13 protein-coding genes and 1 pseudogene are annotated in these 16,781 nt (G+C 62.8%); 4 read left to right on the top strand and 10 right to left on the bottom strand.

Annotated elements, in window-relative coordinates:
* The first annotated feature begins 2 nt into the window (after positions 1-2).
* A complete protein-coding gene (locus ACIPUD_RS02390; protein ID WP_446480054.1) occupies positions 3-2,381 on the top strand; it encodes a glucose/quinate/shikimate family membrane-bound PQQ-dependent dehydrogenase in 2,379 nt (792 codons plus the stop codon).
* Here the strand turns inward: ACIPUD_RS02390 and ACIPUD_RS02385 are convergent.
* From ACIPUD_RS02385 to ACIPUD_RS02365, 5 genes are all read right to left on the bottom strand, one after another.
* The gene (locus tag ACIPUD_RS02385) at positions 2,341-4,167 is read right to left on the bottom strand and encodes an SDR family oxidoreductase (protein WP_446480053.1); all 1,827 of its coding nucleotides are present in this window, start codon (positions 4,165-4,167) and stop codon (positions 2,341-2,343) included. The genes ACIPUD_RS02390 and ACIPUD_RS02385 overlap by 41 nt on opposite strands.
* A 57-nt stretch (positions 4,168-4,224) precedes the next feature.
* Positions 4,225-4,626, bottom strand: a complete 402-nt coding sequence (locus tag ACIPUD_RS02380; protein ID WP_377791641.1) for a hypothetical protein — start codon at positions 4,624-4,626, stop codon at positions 4,225-4,227.
* Between the two features lie 22 nt (positions 4,627-4,648).
* Positions 4,649-4,843 (bottom strand): hypothetical protein, encoded by a 195-nt coding sequence (locus ACIPUD_RS02375; protein ID WP_018460409.1) that lies wholly within the window; start codon positions 4,841-4,843, stop codon positions 4,649-4,651.
* A 1,010-nt stretch (positions 4,844-5,853) separates the two neighbouring features.
* Positions 5,854-6,741, bottom strand: a complete 888-nt coding sequence (locus ACIPUD_RS02370; protein ID WP_018460410.1) for a sigma-70 family RNA polymerase sigma factor — start codon at positions 6,739-6,741, stop codon at positions 5,854-5,856.
* Between the two features lie 20 nt (positions 6,742-6,761).
* The gene (locus tag ACIPUD_RS02365) at positions 6,762-7,070 is read right to left on the bottom strand and encodes a hypothetical protein (protein ID WP_204511983.1); all 309 of its coding nucleotides are present in this window, start codon (positions 7,068-7,070) and stop codon (positions 6,762-6,764) included.
* Between the two features lie 197 nt (positions 7,071-7,267).
* On the opposite strand from ACIPUD_RS02365, the gene ACIPUD_RS02360 reads away from it, so the two are divergent.
* Together ACIPUD_RS02360 and ACIPUD_RS02355 are read left to right on the top strand one after the other, a co-directional pair.
* Positions 7,268-8,674, top strand: a complete 1,407-nt coding sequence (locus ACIPUD_RS02360) for a DHA2 family efflux MFS transporter permease subunit (protein ID WP_446480052.1) — start codon at positions 7,268-7,270, stop codon at positions 8,672-8,674.
* Positions 8,675-9,863: 1,189 nt separating this feature from the next.
* Positions 9,864-10,340: a hypothetical protein gene (locus tag ACIPUD_RS02355; protein WP_231190480.1), complete on the top strand. Its 477-nt coding sequence runs from the start codon at positions 9,864-9,866 to the stop codon at positions 10,338-10,340.
* Between the two features lie 51 nt (positions 10,341-10,391).
* Here ACIPUD_RS02355 and ACIPUD_RS02350 read toward each other — a convergent pair whose 3' ends face one another.
* The 5 genes from ACIPUD_RS02350 to ACIPUD_RS02330 are packed head-to-tail and all read right to left on the bottom strand — an operon-like array spanning position 10,392 to position 15,015.
* Positions 10,392-11,063, bottom strand: coding sequence for an ABC transporter ATP-binding protein (locus ACIPUD_RS02350; RefSeq protein ID WP_018460415.1), 672 nt, complete (start codon positions 11,061-11,063; stop codon positions 10,392-10,394).
* Positions 11,060-11,803, bottom strand: coding sequence for an ABC transporter ATP-binding protein (locus ACIPUD_RS02345; RefSeq protein WP_018460416.1), 744 nt, complete (start codon positions 11,801-11,803; stop codon positions 11,060-11,062). The genes ACIPUD_RS02350 and ACIPUD_RS02345 overlap by 4 nt, the downstream gene beginning before the upstream one ends.
* Positions 11,803-12,759, bottom strand: a complete 957-nt coding sequence (locus ACIPUD_RS02340) for a branched-chain amino acid ABC transporter permease (protein ID WP_085359164.1) — start codon at positions 12,757-12,759, stop codon at positions 11,803-11,805. Before ACIPUD_RS02340 ends, ACIPUD_RS02345 begins: the two co-directional genes overlap by 1 nt.
* Positions 12,759-13,658 carry a branched-chain amino acid ABC transporter permease gene (locus tag ACIPUD_RS02335; RefSeq protein WP_018460418.1) on the bottom strand — a complete coding sequence of 300 codons (900 nt, stop codon included), beginning with the start codon at positions 13,656-13,658 and terminating at the stop codon, positions 12,759-12,761. Before ACIPUD_RS02335 ends, ACIPUD_RS02340 begins: the two co-directional genes overlap by 1 nt.
* A gap of 55 nt (positions 13,659-13,713) precedes the next feature.
* Complete coding sequence (locus ACIPUD_RS02330) at positions 13,714-15,015, bottom strand: ABC transporter substrate-binding protein (protein ID WP_018460419.1); 1,302 nt, start codon at positions 15,013-15,015, stop codon at positions 13,714-13,716.
* Positions 15,016-15,280: 265 nt separating this feature from the next.
* On the opposite strand from ACIPUD_RS02330, the pseudogene ACIPUD_RS02325 reads away from it, so the two are divergent.
* Positions 15,281-16,474 (top strand): annotated as a pseudogene (locus tag ACIPUD_RS02325) (IS256 family transposase).
* Positions 16,475-16,781: the final 307 nt, after the last annotated feature.

The raw sequence follows: 16,781 nt of genomic DNA, 5'->3' as shown, positions 1-16,781 counted from the left end.
CAATGAATTGGCTCCGTGACGCGCCATTGCTGGCCATCACCATTGTGCTCGTCGCCATCATGGGACTGGGCCTCCTCGCGGGCGGTGCCTGGCTCGCGGCCCTCGGTGGCTCCGTCTACTATCTGATCGCGGGCGTCATGCTTCTGCTCACGAGTTGGCTGCTCGCGCGCCGTCGTGCCGAGGCGCTCTGGATCTATGCCGCGCTGCTGGCGGGAACGATGGCCTGGGCGATCTGGGAAACGGGCTTCGATTTCTGGTCTCTGGCGCCGCGCGGCGACGTGCTCGTGCCGCTTGGCCTGTGGCTGATACTGCCCTTCATTGCCTCCCGCCTGGGGCCTCGCTTGCGCGCGGCGCGATGGGCGCTTGGCCTTGTGTTGGTCGCCGCAGCCATCGTCGTCGGCATGTCCCTGACGAGCGATCGCCGCGATCTTGCCGGCACGATACCTGAGGGCGAAACAACGGGGGCCATTGCGTCTCCCGAACCGGAGCAGCCCGCTGCCGGCCAGAACTGGACGGCCTACGGCGGCAGCGGCTTCGGTACGCGCTTCTCGTCGCTGAGCCAGATCACCAAGGACAACGTCAAGGACCTCAAGCTCGCCTGGGAATTCCGCACCGGCGATCACAAGGGCCCGGACGATCCCGACGAGATCACCAACCAGGCGACGCCGCTCAAGGTGGGCGATCTGCTCTACACCTGCTCGCCGCACCAGATCGTGTTCGCGCTCGAAGCCGCGACCGGAAAACTGCGCTGGAAGTTCGATCCGCAGGTGCAGCACAACAAGGCCTTCCAGCACATGACCTGCCGCGGCGTGTCCTATCACGCGACCAAACCCGGCGCGATAACTGCCGACGGCACGCCGGCCCCGAACGATTGTGCGGGGCGCATTTTCATACCGACCAACGACGGACGGATGTTCGCGCTCGATGCGCAGAGCGGCGTGCCTTGCCAGGATTTTGGCAATCAGGGACAGATCGATCTCAAGCAGGGCAGCGAGATCCAGACACTCGGCTTCTACGAGGGCACCTCGCCGCCCGTCGTCACGGACAAGTTGCTGATCGTCGGCGGAGCGGTGATCGACAACTATTCCGATCGCGTGCCGTCGGGCGTGATCCGCGGCTTCGACATCTATTCAGGACGGCTGATCTGGGCATTCGATGCCGGCAATTCCGATCCGAACGAGATGCCCTCGGCCTCGCATCATTTCACGGCCGGCTCACCCAATTCGTGGAGCATTTCCGCGGTCGACGAGAAGCTCGGACTGGTCTATGTGCCGCTCGGCTCGAGTTCTCCGGATATTTGGGGCGGCGGCCGTTCGCCCGAGAACGAGCGCTACGATTCGGCATTGATTGCCCTCGATCTCATGACCGGGAAACTGCGTTGGTCGTTCCAGAACGTGCACCACGATCTCTGGGACATGGATATGCCGTCGCAGCCCAGTCTGGTCGATTTGCGCCTTAACGGCGGCGTGACGCCTGCGATCTACATCCCGGCAAAGACCGGCGACATCTTCGTGCTCGACCGCCGCGACGGGCGTCAGCTGGTGCCCGCACCGGAGAAGCCGGTGCCGCAGGGCGCCGCGAAGGGAGACCGGCTGTCGCCGACCCAGCCCTTCTCGGAGTTGAGCTTTCGCCCGCCCGGCATGCTGACCGACGCGCAGATGTGGGGCAGCACGATGTTCGACCAACTCGCCTGCCGGATCAAGTTCAAGCGCCTGCGCTATGAGGGGCCGTTCACGCCGCCGTCTGAACAAGGCACGCTGGTGTTTCCAGGAGACTTCGGCATGTTCGAATGGGGCGGCATTGCCGTCGATCCGCAACGCCAGATCGCGATCGCGAACCCTCAATCGATTCCCTTCGTCTCGCGTCTCGTGCCGCGCGGGAAAGACAATCCGGCAGCGCCGAACGCGGCGCATCCGCCGGGAACCGAGCTCGGCGTGCAGCCGATGTACGGCGCCCCCTATGGCGTCGACCTCGGCATTTTCCTCTCACCGCTCGGCATCCCCTGCCTTGCCCCGCCATGGGGCAACATCGCCGCGATCGATCTCAAGTCGCACAAGGTGGTCTGGCAGCATCGCATCGGCACGATCCGCGATCAGGCCCCGCTGCCGCTGCCATTCAAGCTCGGCGTTCCCATGCTGGGCGCTCCGATCGTCACCGCGGGCGGCGTCGTCTTCATCACGGGAACGATGGATGACTACATCCGCGCGTTCGACGTTCGCGATGGCAGACGGCTTTGGCAGGACCGCCTTCCTGCCGGCGGCCAGTCGACGCCGATGACCTATGAGGCCAACGGCAAGCAATATGTCGTCACGGTCGATGGCGGCCACGGCTCGTTCGGAACTAAACTCGGCGATTACGTGCGGGCCTACGCGCTGCCGTGATCTGCCTCGGCAGGACATGCTTGTGCTTGGCGACGGCTTGTCCCGATCTGCCAGCGCGACGCGCAACTGCTGAAGCCAGGAGAGCCACGCCCGCAGCTAGTCCCAGCGCCGCGAGCCCCTGACTGATGACCCCGGCAGGTGGGAGCTGCTTGCGTGACAGCCAACCGCCATCGATTGACGTGCCCTGCGGACCAGCTTCGATCATGGTGCCCTCGCTGCTCTTCGCCGGGCGCGCGCGCGACAGCAGGTAGCGGAAGGCTACCCCCAGGATGTTCTCGGTAATCTGCGGAGCCATCGCGTAGGCAATTTGGCCGGCACGCGCCGGCCAGCCCACGGCGACCTCGTCTTGGGGTGCGCGAACGAGGCTCACGAACGTCTCGGCAACGTCCTCCGCCTGATACAGCAGCGGACCGGGATCGAGCGTTCGGCCGGACATGTTGGCGCCGTGGACGAAGCCCGGCGTGTCGACCATGGCCGGGAAGACGCCGCAGACATGGATGTTGCGATGAGCCCTGAGCTCCTGACGCAGGCTCGCGGTGAAGCCCCGAAGGCCGAATTTGCTCGCTGTGTAGGCCGCAGCAAAAGGCGTCGGAGCCCAGCCGCCGAGCGAGATGTTGTTGATCAAGATACCGCGGTTCTGGCGCAGGAAGATCGGAAGCACCGCCAAAGCGCCATGCATCGTGCCGAGGAGATTGACCTCGATCGTTCGGCGATGAAGTGCGATATCCGCGTCCTGATAGGCCCCGAAAACGCCGGTGCCGGCGTTGTTGATCCAGACGTCGATGCCACCGAGCGCGTCTTCCGCCTCTCGGGCCAGCCGCTGCACCGCCTCGGCATCGGTGACATCGGTCGGGATTGCCAATGCGCGGCCTCCGAGCGCCTCGCATTCTGCAGCGAGGCTCGTCAGGACTTCGGCACGGCGTGCCGCCAGGACCACGCTTGCGCCCTTTCCGGCGAAGGCCAGCGCCGCAGCACGCCCGATTCCGCTCGAGGCACCGGTTATGACGACGCGCGTGCCAGTCATTTGCCGCGGCTCGGATCCGGAGCCGCCCGCCGGAAGCAGCCAGTGCAGGGATCGCCGGAGACGCTCGGTTCCGTCCGCTTCGAACCAGTCGCCATGCGCGAAGATCACCCGCTCCGGCGACAGCCGTATGAGCCGCTCGGCTGCCGACCGCACGGAACGGCCGCCGAGGCGCAGCAGCAGTCGGAGATAGACCGGCGCCGTTCCGTTTGGCTTGGAAATGCCGAGGAGGTTTGCCGCGGCCTCGTTTGACGCGCTGAGATCATCGGGATCGAGATTTTGCACCAGATCCGTCAGGATCAGTGTCCGGCTGCGCTTGTCGAACAGCTCGATCTCGGAGAACATCGGAGCGTTCACCGAGACGGCTTCGAGGTCGGCCCTCCATTCCTCAGGCGTCGCCTCTCCAAGCTCGCGGTCGATGTGGATCCGTGCTGCTCGAACTTGCCGACGCGCCGAAAGGCCGCGCGCCGCGAAAGTCGTCACCTGTGGCAGCTCTCTCTGCCAGTCGGACAGGAACATCCAGTGCGCGATATTCGGCGCGAGCAAGTACCTTATCGGCCCTAGCCGCTCCAGCTCACCACGGAGAGCCGGCGAATATCTCACCGGCGAATGCAGCACGAGATCGCCGTTCGAGAGCCGAATGACGGTCATGCGCACCGGAAGTTTCAGACCGGCAGCGCTGATCGGGGCATCGTCCACGACCCAGATATCGTCCGTCGCTCGCGACAAACGGGCCGTCGACAAGGTGGCGTCGGAACTTTGCATGAGCGTCTTCCATCACAAGGCGTTTGCTCAAGCTTCGGGAGCGACGCTCGTTCCTCGCTAGGACGCCCGAGCCTGCATGCGGGCATTGCGTCGGCGACGGCGCGCGGCGAGTCGTCCTCGGATCCTCTCCGCCGGAATGTGCCGCGAGACCGCCGGGCCAAGCTCTGGTTCTGAGGGAGGTTGTTGGGTGGCAATCGGCGCTTGGTCCGGACGAGCTTCCATCAGACCGAGCACGGCGCGGCCCTTGGCCGTGATGCGCCACCCGCCATTTGTCCGGTCGATCAGCCCTTGCGAAAAGATGTCCAGCCCCGGCACCCGCCCGGCGAGCCGCCGGGTGCGCTCGGTCCAGTCGCGACCGCTGGTCGCCAGAATGGCCATATCCCGCTTGAGATCCTCCATGGCGGCGAACCCATCCGGGTAGCTCACCAGGATCTTGAGGACCGTCACGTGGAAATTCACCCCTGCCCCCACATGACCATCATCACATCGTCGGGACTTCTGAAAGGGCATTGCGGGCCGCTAGTTTGAGACGATCCGCAGAGATGTCGCCCCTGCTTGCAGTCTCCAGAAGCTTCGAGGCTACGCGAGTCCTGGCGCCGATCTCACAGCGTGGAACAGCTTCACACACCTCGTCCAGAACGGTGCGCAACAACGCCTTGGTCGCGGTATCGATCATGGAAAGCCCCGGCGGAAAGGTTCACGGTAGGGCAATCGCTCCGGCCAGGGATTCAACATTGTTAATGATCTTAAAATTTCGCTGCCTGGCCACTGCCAGCTTGGCGATGTCTTGGGCCTGCTGTGCGCGACCTTGCGGACTCCTGCTCGGCATTGCTCGTGAAATCGGGGAACCTCCGTCGTCGGCCAATCGTTCGCATGCCATGGAGATTGTCGTTTTCGCGGTCCTCGTCCTCCTGGTTGCGACTGTAGTTCGGCATGCGTGATGGCGAACCGCGCAGCTTCGCATTCTCGCGGCTGATTCCGCCCGAGCTTTGCTTCGTCGCTTCACCCTCTTGTCCAAGAGGGCGCAGGGAAGGCCGGGTGCCGGCTGGCACCCGCGGTCCGCTGCGCGAAAAGCACACGCAGGAAAACCGCACAGCAGCATACAGGTGTAGCCAATCACTCGGCCTTCCCTGCGCGATGGTTGGACGGCTTATGCCGTGCTCTCCCGGGAGCCGAGTTCCTGCTGGCCTCCCTCACCCCTGCGAAAGTCACCGGCACCGCGCCGGTTGACGCAGATGCCGCATCCGCAAGAGCTTGACCGTAGCAACGACGGCCAGGACCACACGGTTTTGCCGTACGCACGGCCCGCCATTTCGCCGCAGTTTTCCCAGCCCTGTCGACCGAGCCGGAAACTTACAGACGAGACGAAGCCTAGCAGCGCCGCTCGTCGGAACGCAGCCTTGGGCTCACGGAGAGCAATCCGCCCTGCCCTTGGCCTCTCGCACCCGAACGCTACCGCGTCCACCGCAAGCCCGGCTCGCGAACATGACGACCACAAGATCGCCCCTCAAGGATGAGCCGGGATGGCCAACATATACGCCGTTTCCGAATTTCGGTAAAGCGGGATATATTTGTGGAGAGGGGTTGACGGGATGGCGGGTGTTTTGCCCGACGGGCAGTCCTCCCATTCAACCTGCCACGGCCCTCTAGTCAAGCGACGCGCCTGCTCCGATGGAGAAGGCGAGTTCACCCTCTATCCACCACGCACTCCGCACCATCAATAACATAGGCTGCGTGACGAAAATCCCTGATGGTGGCGAGCTTGCCGGCGGACCAGTCGAGAAGCATGAAATATTTCGCCCGCCCGGCCGGCTTATTCGGATCGAACACGAGGATCGCGGGACGTCCCTCGACCTGCCCCGTCACCAGGTGCCAGTCGCTGTTCTTCGAATAATTGCCGAAATAGTTCGACACCTCGGCCTTGCCTTTCAGCCTGGTACGGTTGACGAGCTCGAGCCTGACGTCGTCGGCGATCATGGCGCGGATCGCGTCGAAGTCGCGGGCATTGAAATGGCCGACATAGGCGTTGAGTCGCGTGCGATCTGCTTCCGACAGGCCCGGCTGCGGCACATCGTCGGGCTCTCCGGCGAACTCCCGCAGCTGCGTGCGTCCGCGATGCAGCGCGGCCTTCACCGCCGGCAGGCTGAAATCCATGATGTCGCAGACCTCGGCAAGCGAGCAGCCGAGCACGTCCATCAGGATCACGCTGGAGCGCTGCGCCACCGGCAGCCGCATGAAGGTGCGAAGGCTGGTCGCGGCGATCTGGCGGCTTTCCACATCATCGAGCTGGTCGGCAATCATCTCCACCTCCTCAGCCGAGTGCAGCGCCTCCTGCCGGTTGCGGCGACGCAGGAAATCCAGCGCGGTGTTATGCGCGATGCGAAACAGCCAGCCCTCCGTATTGACGGGCGTGACCGATTGCAGCGCTTCCATCGCCTTGATCAGCGCATCCTGCAACACATCCTCACCGTCGATGACCGAGCCGACCATGCGGGCGCAGTAGCGATGCAGTTTCGGCCGCATCCGCGCCAGCAGGGCCTCGGTATCGATGGTGGCCAGCGGGTCTGGCGCCATTGCTCCTCCGCTTCGCTTGTTCAGGACTCGTCCAGCATACGATAGTTGCCGACGATCCTCACATCACGAACCAGCGGCGGCTCCGTGCAGCGGTCGCGGATGCCGTCCTGGAACGTCTGAAATGCCTTGAGTTTCGGAATCGGGCTCGAGCCGTTTTCGGCCGCGGCCTCGACAAGATGGATGAAGGTGTCGTCCTCCAGCCGTAGCGTCAGGTAGCGCACGCCGTCCGGGCCGGCCGCCTTCAATTCGGCAAATACGGCCGAAACCAGCTCGGCATTCCGATCGGCCAGCTCCGGCCTGGCCTTGTACCTGATCAACGTCCTTCTCATCGCGCGCTCCTTGCTGATGTCGCGACCTGGTTCGCTCAAAATCGGGCAAATGGCCGCATCACCCCTAGGACGTTTGCCGGCAGGCGATGGATGCGGCCCGGAACAAATTATTATTGGGCGCATCCTTTGCCGCTCAGCCCTCGTCTAGCCCGCAGAACGCGCCGCGACAGGCTGGCGCGACACACGGAGACAGGGCGATGCAGACCCCGATCAATCGCGCCGCGCAGAACTGGGTGCTCGGCGTCACCGCGCTGGCATCCTTCATGATGGCGCTCGATGCCATGATCATCACGACAGCATTCGCGACCATCCGCGCCGAATTCGGCAGCCCGGTCGAGACGCTGCAATGGACCGTCAACGCCTTCAATCTGACCTTTGCCGTGCTGCTCCTGACCGGCGCCGCACTCGGCGACCGCTTCGGTCGCCGCCGGATGTTCGCGGCCGGGCTCGCCATGTTCGTCGTTGCATCGGCGGCCTGTGCGCTCGCAGGCAATGCCACCGCTCTGATCGCCGCCCGCGCGCTGCAGGGCGCCGGCGCCGCGCTGGTGATGCCGCTGGCAATGGCGATCCTGAGCGGCACGTTCGGCCGCGAGGAGCGCGCCCGCGCGCTCGGCATTTTCGCCAGCATCACCGGCTGCGCGCTGATCATCGGCCCCGCCATCGGCGGCTTCATTACCGAACATTTCGGCTGGCGCTGGGTGTTCTGGATCAACCTGCCGATCGGCCTGATCGCGATCGCCCTGGTACTGGCACGCTTGCGCGAAAGCTTCGGCCCGGCCGCCGCATTGGACATCCCCGGACTGGCGCTTGTCGCGCTTGCGGCGCTGGCGTGGGTGTGGAGTCTGTTGCGCGGCAACGCCGTGGGTTGGGCGAGCGCCGAAATCATGGCCGCGCTGATGGCAGGCCTGGTGTTCACAGCCGGCTTCGTTCTCTGGGAATTGCGCGCGACCGCGCCAATGGTGCCGATGCGGCTGTTTGCATCGCGGGCGCTTGCCTCCGGCATGTCCGCCAGCGTGCTGTTCTACGCCGCGATGTACGGCGTCTTGTTCCTGCTGCCGCAGTTCCTCCAGACCGCGCTGGGCTTCGACGCCTTCGGCGCCGGACTTCGCCTGCTGCCCTGGACCGCGACGCTGTTCGTCACCGCCCCGATCGCCGGCGCGGTCGTCAACAGGTTCGGCGAGCGGCCGCTAGTGGTGACGGGATTGCTGATGCAGGCGATCGGACTTGGGTGGATCGCGGAGCTCGTGAGCTCTGCGGTTACCTACTCCGCCCTGGTCGCGCCGCTGGTGCTGGCCGGCGTCGGCGTCTCGATGGCGATGCCGGCAGCACAGAACGCCATCCTGAGCTCGGTCGCGGTGGCCGAAATGGGCAAGGCGTCCGGCATCTTCAACATGGGACGCTTCCTCGGCGGCATGTTCGGCGTCGCCGCGCTGGTGGCGAACTTCTCGGCGCATGGCGGGGTCGATTCGGCCGCTCATTTCGAGAGCGGATTCGCCGCGGCGATGAGCCTTGCCGCAACGCTGTCGCTGGGCGGCGCGATTGCCGGGTGTTTCCTGCCGGCACGGCGGCGGACCGCTGGAGCAGCCGCGCCGCAGGATGCGTGACACTGACAGCCGTCATCAAAGCCGGAGGCGAGATGATCGCTTCGCGACCAAGTGCTGGCCTTCAATGATCGGCTAGCCGGCAGAATACCGGTTGCAGTTTCGACCACGTCCGCCGCCGCGCCCAAGGCACTGTCAGGGCGCGGCCCGGCCTTGCGGACGATGCCGGCTGCGCGATCGGACTCGCACTGGAGCTCTTCGCGGGTAACGATCCCGGTTGGCCCTGTGGCCGCGTCGACATCGACCGCGGCGACGCCCCCCGGCAGCGCCTTGACGTCGCTCCCCGATCACCTGCCCCGGCGAACAAGCGAATGCGCACGGGGCCGCGACGCCTTGGAGAAATTCTCTGGTTGGCGAAGCTATCGAGGCACGAAACCGAGAGATACTCGGTGATCTTCTCGGGCTCTAGGAGCCCGAGCTGGAACGAATGCGCAAAGACGGGGTCATCTAGCCCGTTGGGCAGCATCCTGTGACGATACCAACCGATTTTGCAGCAACGGTCCCCTGCGGCGACGGGGCAGAAATAAAGGAAAGTCGCGCAGCAATCCGACCGCAAAACCTCCGACAACAAAACGTCGCGCGAGACCCGTTTTGTTCTCAGCGACCCTTCTCGTCAGTTCTTGAAGAAGAGGGCTTATGCTTGGTGGGCGCACCAGGGCTCGAACCTGGGACCCGCAGATTAAGAGTCTCATCTTTCACAAGAACTTTCAGCTACTTAGCTATAAAACGCCGTCACAACAGCACTATCGAAATCAACAGGTTACAGACGAAATGTAAATTGCTCGGCGGCGCCTTCTGTACCTGCGACCCCTGCGTCCCGAACGCAGTGAACATCTTCTAAGTTGTTGATCTTTCTCTCATCGGCAGGTGCTTCCGTCCCGTTTTGTTCACGCTAGTTTCACCCAATTCGTTGCGTTTCGTTGCGGCGGCGGCGAGGGATAACGGCGCTCGGCGCGTCAGTGGGATCTTGGACTTGCGGCGGAGCAGCCGAGGCCTGCGAGGGTAAGCGTATTAGATTATGCGGTGATCTGTCGGGGGTTCGAGTCACTAAGGTGCTACCGTCTTTCCCCACACCAACCAGACCTGCGATATCTGATCCGATCCTTCGCGTGAGGCAGTTCATGGGCCTCGCACGATGGTCTGCACGGGTTGAACCATAATGGGCACGCACAGCAAACGGTCGCTGCCGTAGATGCTCGACACCCGGGCGCCACCGAAGTGCCGCCTACCGCGCGACACACGACACAACGACCCGGCAGAAATTGAAGGTGAAGCGTCCGTAGAGAAAGCCGCTTCCTGGCTCCAGTGCAGCCAGGCGATACGAATTGCCGAGAGCGCGGATAATCTCGACCATTTCCATGAATTCATGGTGCGTCAGCGCCGGGTGACGAAGCATGACATCGCGACACTCTCGAATGACATCGTCGCGGGCAAGTTCGGCAAGCCCTCCGTCAGCAACGCACGTCATATGCGCAAGGCCGCCTCGGGGTTGTTCAACTGGGCGGCTGAAGCGGGCCGCGACTATGTGACGGCCAGCCCCTGCGGACAAACTAAAACACCTGCACTAAGCCGACGTGCCCGAAATCCAACGACGGACGATCTGAATCGCGACGATTACGAGGAACGGTCGAAACAGAGTGCCACGATCACGTGGCAGAGCGGACGCTGAATCGGTAAACCGCCGAGGTCTGCTTAGGCCGGCGGCTCCTCCACCGCGTCTTCAATTAGCTTGGCGGGCCTCGATCTCACCTCTTTCAATGGTGAGCGTCACGTCGGCAAAGGTTTCGAGCAGCTTTGGATTCGACTCGGTGATCAGCAGCGTAATGTCCTTATCCTGCAAACGAAGCCGCCGGAGTGCTTCCGCATATCGCTGCGCTAACACAGGCGCGAGACCCTGAAATGGCTCATCCAGGATAAGCAGCCGGGTACCAAGCATAAGCGCCCTCCCAAGCGCCACCATCTTGCCTTGGCCGCCCGAGACCGATCCCGCCGGACGTTTGGCAAGCTCTTTGAGTTCCGGCAGCACCGAATACGCTCGCTCTAGCCGCCGCCGCGTCTCGTCCGGATTCAGCTTGGCGACACGACCGGGAAGCAAAATATTTTCTTCGACGGTGAAGGCGGAAAACAGACGCCGGTCCTCAGGCGCGTAGCCAAGACCCAGCGACGGCCGGCGATGCGGCGCGATCGCTCCAAGATCTTCGCCGCCCAGACGAACGGTGCCGCTCGCTTTTGTGAAGCCCATGATAGTGCGCACGGTCGTGGTCTTGCCGGCGCCGTTTCGCCCGATAAGCGCTGCGCTCACACCCGGCAGCAGCGAGAAACTCACATTTCGCAACACAGGCGCGTCAGCAATCGCGACGTTGACATTCTCGAAACTCAGCATCGGTGTCATATCCCGATCACCTGTTCCCGGACCTTCGGGTCCGCCAGAACCTCAGCCGGCGTCCCAACCATCTGGATCTTGCCGACATTCCACACGGCGACGCGGTTGGCATAGCGCTCCACCATATCCATGTCGTGCTCGACGAAGACCGAGGTGACTTTCTCCTTTGCCAGCGCCGTGGTTAGAATGTCCATGATGGTGAGTTTCTCTGATGACGCGACGCCCGAAGTCGGCTCATCCATCAGGAGGAGCTTTGGCTTCAGCGCGAGCGCGAGTGCAATATCGACCAGCTTGCGTTGCCCTTCGGGCAGTTCGCGCGCCGTTCGTTCCGCATACGATTTGACACCGACGAGATCCAGCAGCCGCTTCATTTCCGGCACTTCCGGCATGAGAGAAAGAGCCTGGAAACCAGACGGACGGCCTCGCAGGGAGGCGGCCGCGATCAACATGTTCTCCATCACGGTCTGGTCGAGGAACAGCTGTGGTATCTGGAAGGCGCGGGCAATGCCGAGCCTGGTGATCGTACGTGGCAGCTGCGCGGTGATGTCGTGGCCGAGAAAGGTAACGGTGCCGGCTTGCGGCCGAAGATAACCGGTCGAGATGTTGAGGAACGTCGTCTTGCCGGCCCCGTTCGGCCCGATGATGGCAAGGTTTTCGCCTTCCAGGACGTCGAGGTCGATGCCATCGGCGGCGATGACGCCGCCGAACCGGATCTTGATGTTCTTGGCAGAAAGCAGGACGTTGGCCATTAATGCCCTCCCCGCCCGGATTGACCGTAGCGCTGGCGGAGGCCGATAAGGCCGTTCGGCGCGTAAAGAATGATGACGACCAGCACGACGCCGAGAATGAGCTGCCAAGAATCCGCCAGATGCGCCGCGGCATAGAACCGTACGCATTCGAACATCGCCGCGCCTGCAAACGCACCGAAAGCATGGGCGCTGCCACCGAGGATCGCGATGAACACGAACTCGCCGGACTTGGTCCAGAAGCCGAATTCGGGGGTCGCGATCTGCTGAATGATCGATACCAGAGTGCCGCCTATGCCGCCGAGAAATGCGGAGAACACGTAGCCGATGAGCAGCACGCGCCGCGCCGACATGCCAAGATATTCGAGCCTGGTTTCGTTAGATTTCATTGCCCGCAACATGTGACCGAGCGGGCTGTCGAGATAGCGTTGCACGCCGTAGAAGGCAGCAATCGCGACCAAAAGGCTCACGTAGAGAATAACGTATTGGAACGTCTCCGGCGTGAACGAAAATCCAAACAAGCCAGGACGGGCGACCCGGATGCCGTCCGCGCCGTTAGTGTAGTGGAACATTTTCTCGAGCAGCGACCACAAGACCATGGAGAATGCCAGGTTCAGCATTCCAAAGAAAATTTCCCTGTAGCGAACCACGAACAGGCCGACGATCAGGCCAAAAACGGTAGAGGTTATGCCTCCCAGCGCGAGAAAGATCAGGATATCGCCGCCGCCGATGTACTTGCCCCAGAACGCCGCGGTATAGGCGCCGGTGGCGAAGAACATCGCGTGTCCGAACGATACTTGTCCCGCCTGCAGCAACAGGACGATGCCGAGCACCACGATGCCCTTGGCGAGGATGAGCGCGAATAACGTCGCCCAGCTCGCGACGAAGAGCGGCAGTACCGCGCTGGCCAGAAACAAGATGATTGCGACTGCCGTGATCGGCTTGATACGGCCCGCCATCAGATTTTTCTCATCTGCACCGTACCGAACAGTCCGAACGGACGCACCAGAAGCACCAGTACCATCAGCAGATAGGGTACGAGAACTTCGAACTCCGGCTGCAGATAGATGACGAAGGCGCGCGTCAAACCGATCATAAGGGCCGTAAGGGCGGTGCCCTCGATCTGCCCCAGACCCGCAGTGGCTGCCACCGCGAACGAGAGCACGATCATGTCCGCGCCCATGCCGGGCACCAGCGACGTGGTCGGCGAAGCAAGCGCGCCGCCGAGCGCCGCCAGGCTCGCCCCGATGATGAACGTAATAGAGTAGACGCGTTGGGCGTCGATGCCGATGGCGGTTGACGCCTCCCGATCCTCGGTTACTGCTAGAATCACGGCTCCCGCAAGAGTTTTCCGCAAGAAGTAACGCAGTCCGAACAGCGTCGCGACTGCCACGCCTGGAAGCAGGACGACCTGGTAGGACGTATAGTTCACGCCGAATACGCTGATGTTCGGCAACAGCTTCAAGGGCTCAGCAGCGAAGATGGGCTGCACGCCCCAGATCAGACGCTGCAGATTGTCCATGATCATGAAGGCCGCGAAGGTGATCAGGAGCTGCAACACGTCGTCTCGTCCGTAAAGCGGCCGCAACAGGAAGCGCTCGATGAAACCGCCGCACACAAACCCTATGACGATGGAGGCAACCAGCAATGCGGGATAGGTAAGCCACGGCGACACCTGCGCAATCACGAGGCTCAACGTCGCGGCGAGATAGGCGCCAAAGGCATAAAGCGACCCGTGCGCGACATTCACCACGCGAAGCACACCGAAAATCAGGCTCAGCCCGACGGAAACCAGGAACACCAAGGCGGCGTAACTGATCCCGTCAAGGACGGCCAATATGGCGAGAGTCGAATTCATGGAGACCTTCAGGAAAGCCGTCCTGCGGTTTTTGCCCGGAGGACGATGATCTGGCCTACTGCTTGAAGGTCGGAACGTCCATTTTAACGAATTCCGGCTTGAGCGTCTTCAGCCACTCGACCGAGCGCACGCCCGCCGGATTGGTGATCACCTTCGGATCAAAGATCATCATGTTGTCGAGCAGTTTGAAGTCATAGCCCGGGAAAGACTTGGTGACGCCGACGAGCTGCGCTTCCAGACCTTGGTTGTCCTCGGGCCTCAGCGTGATCGGCCGGCCGAAACCGGTCGCGAACTCGGTGCCGGAGGTTGCGTCTACGACCTGCTCCCGTGTCGGCCAGTTGCCGCCATTGGCCTTGATCGCCTTGTCATAGGCAGCTTGCAGCGCCGTGAAAGCCTGCGCCATGTGGTAGACGGGGTAAATCGGCCAGGCGCCGGTCTTTGCCTTGAATGCCTCGGCAAACGCCTTGAAGGCCGGATCGTTCTTCTTTTCAGGATGCAGGAACCAATGATCGCCACGCGCGCCGACGATCAGGCCTTCCGGCAGATCCTTGCCCAGTCGCTGGATGGAGGATTCGCCGATGCCCAACACGAAGGTCGACTGTTGCAGCAGGCCGCGTTGACCGGCCTGACGGACCAGCGTGTCGAGATCGCCGCCCCAGGAGGTGGTTAGAACGACATCCGGCCGCAATGCCAGTAAGCGCGAAACTTCGGTGGAATAGTCCGGCGCACCGAACTTCGGAAAAAGCTCCGCCAACACCTGAACGTCGGGCTTCAGCGCCTTCAATGCGGTGGAGAAGATCTCCCAGCTTTCGCGGCCCCACGCGTAGTCCTGATTGACGACCGCGATGGTCTTGAAGTCGGGCTTTGTCTTAAGGAGATAGACGAGCACCGCCAGCATCTCCGGCGTGCCGTTAGCCTGCGTGCGGAAATTGTAGCGATATTTCTTCGTCTCCAGAATAGAAGCCGCACCGCAATCCCACATAAAGTTCATGACTTTGAGGTCTTCGGCGACCGGGACAAGCTGATTGCAGCTGCCCGAGGAGATGGAGGCGAAAGTCACGTCGACCTTTTCGTCTTGCACCATGCGCCGGTAGTTCGAGACCAATGCCTCGCCGCCGGCGCCTTCATCGATGAAAGACAGTTTTACCGGTACACCGCCGATTCCGCCCTTCTTGTTGAGGTCTTCTGCAATCATCTCGGCCGCGGCCTTTGCCGGTACGCCGAATACGGAAGCCGGTCCCGACAGGAAAGTGGTGATACCGATCTTGATTTCCGGCGGCTTGCTCTGCGCAAGCGCAGCGCCCGTAAAAGCTGTGATGACTAGACCGGCTGCAACTGCGGCTTTCAGCAAAAGCATTTGAATCTCCCCATTTTTAACTTGCGTTGCCCGGGCGGCCATCGCGATTTTTCTTGCCGCGACGCTACTTATAATTCTGAAATATTGCCAGCACTTACTAGTTGCTGGGGTCGTGTCCCCGGTGGTGGTGTAGCTCGGTAGAGCAAAGCCGCCCGGATGCGCGCCTTCAAATAGCGCCGTCGCGGGCGGGCAGCTTTGCGGTGGTCACCGGCAGTTCTCCGGTAGGATCGGGTTGCGACACGCCAACGCAACCGAGGAACCACCGATGACCGAAGACATGATGAACCTGCGCACGCTCGTAGAGAAGACCCCCGACGCCGATCTGCTGCGCGAGATGATCGGCTTTGCCGCCCAGCGCCTGATGGAGCTGTGGAAGGCCAGACCGGGGCGGCCTACGAAGAGAAGAGCCCCGAACGCCTGGCCCAGCGCAACGGCTACCGCGACCGGATCTGGGAGACCCGCGCCGGCGCGGTTGAGCTGCACATTCCCAAGCTGCGCGAGGCTCCTACTTCCCGGGCTTCCTGGAGCCGCGACGCATGGCCGAGAAGGCGCTCACCGCCGTGGTGCAGGAAGCCTATGTGCAGGGCGTCTCGACCCGCTCGGTGGACGACCTCGTCCAGGCCATGGGCATGACCGGCATCTCCAAGAGCGAGGTCAGCCGGCTGTGCGGCGAGATCGATGACAAGGTGAAGGCCTTCCTCGCCCGTCCGATCGAGGGCGACTGGCCGTATCTGTGGATCGACGCCACCTACGTGAAGGTGCGCCAGAATGGCCGCATCGTCTCAGTCGCGGTGATTGTCGCGGTTGGCGTCAATAGCGACGGCCGACGCGAGGTCCTCCGCATTGGCATCGGCCCTTCCGAGGCCGAGACGTTCTGGACGGCGTTCCTGCGCCAGCTCGCCCGCCGCGGCCTGCGCGGCGTCAAGCTGGTCGTGTCCGACGCCCACGAAGGCATCAAGCCCACCGTGGCCAAGGTGCTCGATGCCAGCTGGCAGCGTTGCCGCGTCCACTTCATGCGCAACGCGCTGGCGCATGCCGGCAAGAGCGGGCGGCGCGTCGTCTCCGCCTTCATCGCCACAGCGTTTGCCCAGGACGACGCCGAGGCCGCGCGAACCCAGTGGCGCAAGGTCGCCGACCAGCTCCGCCCCAAGCTGCCCAAACTTGCCGGCTTCCTCGACGAGGCCGAGACCGATGTGCTCGCCTACATGACCTTTCCGCACAGCATCGGACCAAGCTGCACTCGACCAACCCGATCGAGCGTCTCAACGGCGAGATCAAACGGCGGACCGAGGTGGTCGGCATCTTCCCCAACGATGACGCCATCACTCGCCTCATCGGCGCGATCCTGCTCGAACAGAATGATGAATGGGCCGTCCAGCGTGCCCGCTACATGGCACTGGAAACCATCGCGCCGTTGAGCGATGATCCGAGCGTCAGCATCACGGCTATCGCCAGCTGACCAGCCCGGCTCTCCAGCCGGCGAACGCGGTGACCCGCCGCCAGCTACACCACGCCACGGGACACGATCGGTGCTGGTGGGAAGGGCTTCCGCGGCTCGACAGTATATAATGAGATTGGTTCAGTATGCTCATGAACCTTACCGACCGTCCCACTTGCCCCCACTCGGAGCGGTTATCGACTGCGAAGCGTGAATGCGCGCTTGGCTACGTATGCCTCTGGAGAGAGAAGTGATCAATTTAAAGGGTGTGATTGCACTCGCTTTCAAAGCGAACGCGCTGTCGCATCACCACTGTCCCCTGTGAGCC

Source organism: Bradyrhizobium sp. CAR08, assembly GCF_052871955.1.
This window is presented reverse-complemented; position numbering and strand designations above follow the sequence as displayed.

Coding starts and splice junctions, on each gene's coding strand:
- ACIPUD_RS02385 (WP_446480053.1), bottom strand. CDS start 4,167: ATGCAAAGTTCCGACGCCACCTTGTCGACGGCCCGTTTGTCGCGAGCG.
- ACIPUD_RS02360 (WP_446480052.1), top strand. CDS start 7,268: ATGCAGACCCCGATCAATCGCGCCGCGCAGAACTGGGTGCTCGGCGTC.
- ACIPUD_RS02330 (WP_018460419.1), bottom strand. CDS start 15,015: ATGCTTTTGCTGAAAGCCGCAGTTGCAGCCGGTCTAGTCATCACAGCT.
- ACIPUD_RS02355 (WP_231190480.1), top strand. CDS start 9,864: ATGCTCGACACCCGGGCGCCACCGAAGTGCCGCCTACCGCGCGACACA.
- ACIPUD_RS02390 (WP_446480054.1), top strand. CDS start 3: ATGAATTGGCTCCGTGACGCGCCATTGCTGGCCATCACCATTGTGCTC.
- ACIPUD_RS02370 (WP_018460410.1), bottom strand. CDS start 6,741: ATGGCGCCAGACCCGCTGGCCACCATCGATACCGAGGCCCTGCTGGCG.
- ACIPUD_RS02375 (WP_018460409.1), bottom strand. CDS start 4,843: ATGATCGATACCGCGACCAAGGCGTTGTTGCGCACCGTTCTGGACGAG.
- ACIPUD_RS02345 (WP_018460416.1), bottom strand. CDS start 11,803: ATGGCCAACGTCCTGCTTTCTGCCAAGAACATCAAGATCCGGTTCGGC.
- ACIPUD_RS02350 (WP_018460415.1), bottom strand. CDS start 11,063: ATGACACCGATGCTGAGTTTCGAGAATGTCAACGTCGCGATTGCTGAC.
- ACIPUD_RS02365 (WP_204511983.1), bottom strand. CDS start 7,070: ATGAGAAGGACGTTGATCAGGTACAAGGCCAGGCCGGAGCTGGCCGAT.
- ACIPUD_RS02340 (WP_085359164.1), bottom strand. CDS start 12,759: ATGGCGGGCCGTATCAAGCCGATCACGGCAGTCGCAATCATCTTGTTT.
- ACIPUD_RS02335 (WP_018460418.1), bottom strand. CDS start 13,658: ATGAATTCGACTCTCGCCATATTGGCCGTCCTTGACGGGATCAGTTAC.